The organism is Moritella sp. (genome assembly GCF_033791185.1).
Classification (GTDB): domain Bacteria; phylum Pseudomonadota; class Gammaproteobacteria; order Enterobacterales; family Moritellaceae; genus Moritella.
Genome location: NZ_JASJHF010000093.1, coordinates 1 through 3,169, shown reverse-complemented (window position 1 = coordinate 3,169; position 3,169 = coordinate 1). Strand labels below are relative to the sequence as shown.

Genomic DNA, 3,169 nt, shown 5'->3' with positions numbered 1-3,169 from the left:
GTATTAAATCGAATTAAGGCAATTAATATCGCTGGTACAATACCGGCAAAAAAAAGATAGCAAATGGAGCTTACATTGACATAGGAAATAACTTCACCGGAATTGGTTTCAATCACATTCTCAATCATGCTGTAGTCAAATAACACCCCGTATTTTAAGGTCGCATAACAAGCGGCGGCGGAGGATATAACAACCAGTATAAAAAACGGCTTAGCAAAATAAGGCAGCGCAAATAACGAAAAAATCACCACGAAAGCACAAGTCAGTAATAGCGGCGCGGTATAGACAAATAGGCCGAGGTTGCTGTCGGCGGTGATCTCCATTAAGCGAGATAAAATGGGGATATTGAGTACAAAGCCAAAATATACTGAATACAGCAATAGGAATTTAGTCATGCTGATATTAATGCGGAAATTTTTCATCGTTATAGTACCACTATCATGAACCAGATAAATGCACTTAAGCACAAACTAACAAATACAGCGGCAGAGCCGATATCTTTAGCGCGACCACTTAATTCATGCCGTTCAGTACCGATACGATCGACCACGGCTTCTATTGCTGAATTAACGAGTTCGATAATGATCACCAGTACTAATGAGGCTACCAGCAGTATTTTCTCGACATTGCTGACGTCTAATAGCAAAGCTATCGGCGTTAGAATAAGCAGTAATAATAATTCCTGTCTGATGGCTGATTCGTATTTAAATGCAGCGCGTAGCCCTTTAAGTGAATATTGAGTGGCTTTAATAATACGGGTTAATCCTGTGAACCCTGGTTTACCGGTGTTGTCTATTGTATTACTTTGATTCATTAGCTCGTCGCCTCTATATTAATGTCAATCACTACCGGAGTTAAGACAACATAATCGTGGGATATATCGTAAGAGACTGTAAGCGTGTGTAAGCGGAAAAATAGATAATATTTAGGGTTTATATAAGCCATAGTTACCAGGGGGGATTTCGCTTAAGGTGGCGGTTTAGTGATTATAAATGTGTTATCGGCACACAATTCAAGCTTTTGTATTGTGACCTTGCTGTGTGTTAGGTAATATCCATGCTTTAACACCATTAAATATTGGATGAACGAAATGAAGAAAACCCTGTTTGCTGCGATCGTTATATCGGTTGCTGGATTATCAGGTTGTGCGTCGACTGAATCAACGCAAAATAATGTTCATAATACCAATGATGTTGAGATCATGGATGAAGCAACACTGGCGATACAAAAAATAAAAGCATTAGCTGAACATGTTGAGCAACAATATGAATCGGGTAAAAACGAGAACTACGTGTATTTCGCCCCTGATAGTTGGAAAAAAATCAACTCTGCGGTCAGATCGATGCGTACGCTGGTGGCGAAGTTTGATCCTAACGATCAAGGCTTTTTTGGTGGGCCTTCTGAAAGCAAAGTAATCGCTAAAATTGAACAAGCGCAGGAAGCGTTAGACAACGCTGCGCGTATTAAATTATTAGTGTCTGAATTTTTAGCCCTGCAACTCGCTGATATTGAATACTTGACGCCACAAGTGCATGGTCAATGGCGAAGTGCATTAACTGATATTAATGATACTATGGCTGACTTAATTGCCGATATTGAAGATGATAATTCAACGGATGATTATGCAAAGGAGAGTGCTGCTATTCAGGCGCGTTTATTACAGCTCGAGATCCGAATTGTTAAAAGTAATTATTACAATCCTTTAGTAACGAAAATGAAGAAGCTTGATCAAGACTTGATCCCACAAACTTACCTGCAAATCCAGTTAAGCATAAAGCAATTGAATGACGCGATCATTGTTGCGCCGCGAGCGCAAACGGTGATTGATAAAATGGTAGCTAAAGTTGAAGATGATTTGCGTCGCGCGAATAATGTGACCGCGGAAGTTAACTGGATCAAGAGTATTGACCGTTCGGAAAGTGAAAAGATCGCATTACGTTATCGTGACTCGATAGCTACGGTGGCCTTTAATTTATTTGCTACAGATATTTCTAGCTTATCGTATGTTGAGCAAGTCACGTATTTTGAAGATGCCGTGCAAAATAAATTGAGTCAGCAGCAATTATTCAATGATGAACAAGCGCAGCTCATTATTTCTTTAGCAGAAAAAGTGAAATCCGCAGTCGTTGAAAATGAAAATGTAGATCAAGAAAAAGTGAGTGCTGATCTCGATATCGCAGCAAGTGAACGCGGTGAAGATTGAGCGACTGACTCCACATATTGGCGCGGTGATCCACGATGTGGATCTTGCGACATGTGATGATGATACTTTTAAAGCTGTCTATCAGACTTGGCTTACCCATCAGGTTATCTTTTTGCGTGAGCAATTTTTTTCGCCACAGCAGCATCTAACCATCGCGGCACGTTTTGGTGAGTTAGAGGCGACTCATCCGTTTTTCCCACATGTTAGCAGTGCGACTCAAGTCAGTGTGATTGAAACAGTACCAGGTAAACCACCATTAGAAAGCTTTTGGCATACCGATCATACGTGGCGAGATCAGCCTTCTAAAGCCTCGGTATTGCATGCGCAACATGTACCTGCATGCCGTGGTGATACGTTATGGTGCTCGATGACGGCAGTATTTCGTGACTTACCAGAACAAGATAAAGCGCAGCTGCGTGAATTGTCCGCTATGCACGCGCTATTTGCTTTCGATGGGATTGAATCCAGCGAGATAACCGAAGATTGGCAAAAGCAGGTTATCGCGGTAGCAGCGAAAAATCCGCCCGTTTCTCATCCGGTCATAACGCTTCATCCAGAAACTGGAGAAGAAATACTTTTTATTAATGAGCAATTTACTCGTTACATTATAGGTATCAATCGTGATGACAGTAATGCCTTGCTAGCTAAATTGTTTACCCTAGCACGCCAACCTGAATATCAAGTGCGTTTTAAGTGGCAAGCTAACTCATTAGCCATTTGGGATAACCGTTGTACCCAACATTTTGCGGTGATTGATTATGCTGATAACCCGCGTAAATTACATCGCGTTACTGTCGTCTAGCCATAAGCTGCAGAGCAAGTAATTTCTCCTCTCCTCACACAACTACACCGCATTACCTTTGGTATAAGTATCATATTGAATGATGCTTATTCTGATCCTGTTCGTTTCAGTAAGTGGGCGAATTATTTTTCATTAATTTACACTAAATCGCTTGTTAAAATTGC

Annotated in this window: 4 protein-coding genes; 2 read left to right on the top strand and 2 right to left on the bottom strand. The window is 40.9% G+C overall.

The window, feature by feature from the left end; all coding sequences use genetic code 11:
• The coding region (locus QNK26_RS05905; protein ID WP_319221495.1) for a phosphoethanolamine transferase domain-containing protein at positions 1-422 on the bottom strand (422 nt) is incomplete at its 3' end.
• Positions 423-424: 2 nt separating this feature from the next.
• Positions 425-814 (bottom strand): diacylglycerol kinase, encoded by a 390-nt coding sequence (locus tag QNK26_RS05900; protein WP_319221493.1) that lies wholly within the window; start codon positions 812-814, stop codon positions 425-427.
• 276 nt (positions 815-1,090) lie between these two features.
• Here QNK26_RS05900 and QNK26_RS05895 point away from each other — a divergent pair, with 276 nt between their 5' ends.
• Positions 1,091-2,203, top strand: a complete 1,113-nt coding sequence (locus QNK26_RS05895) for a hypothetical protein (protein WP_319221492.1) — start codon at positions 1,091-1,093, stop codon at positions 2,201-2,203.
• Positions 2,160-3,005 carry a TauD/TfdA dioxygenase family protein gene (locus QNK26_RS05890; RefSeq protein ID WP_319221490.1) on the top strand — a complete coding sequence of 282 codons (846 nt, stop codon included), beginning with the start codon at positions 2,160-2,162 and terminating at the stop codon, positions 3,003-3,005. The genes QNK26_RS05895 and QNK26_RS05890 overlap by 44 nt, the downstream gene beginning before the upstream one ends.
• Positions 3,006-3,169: the final 164 nt, after the last annotated feature.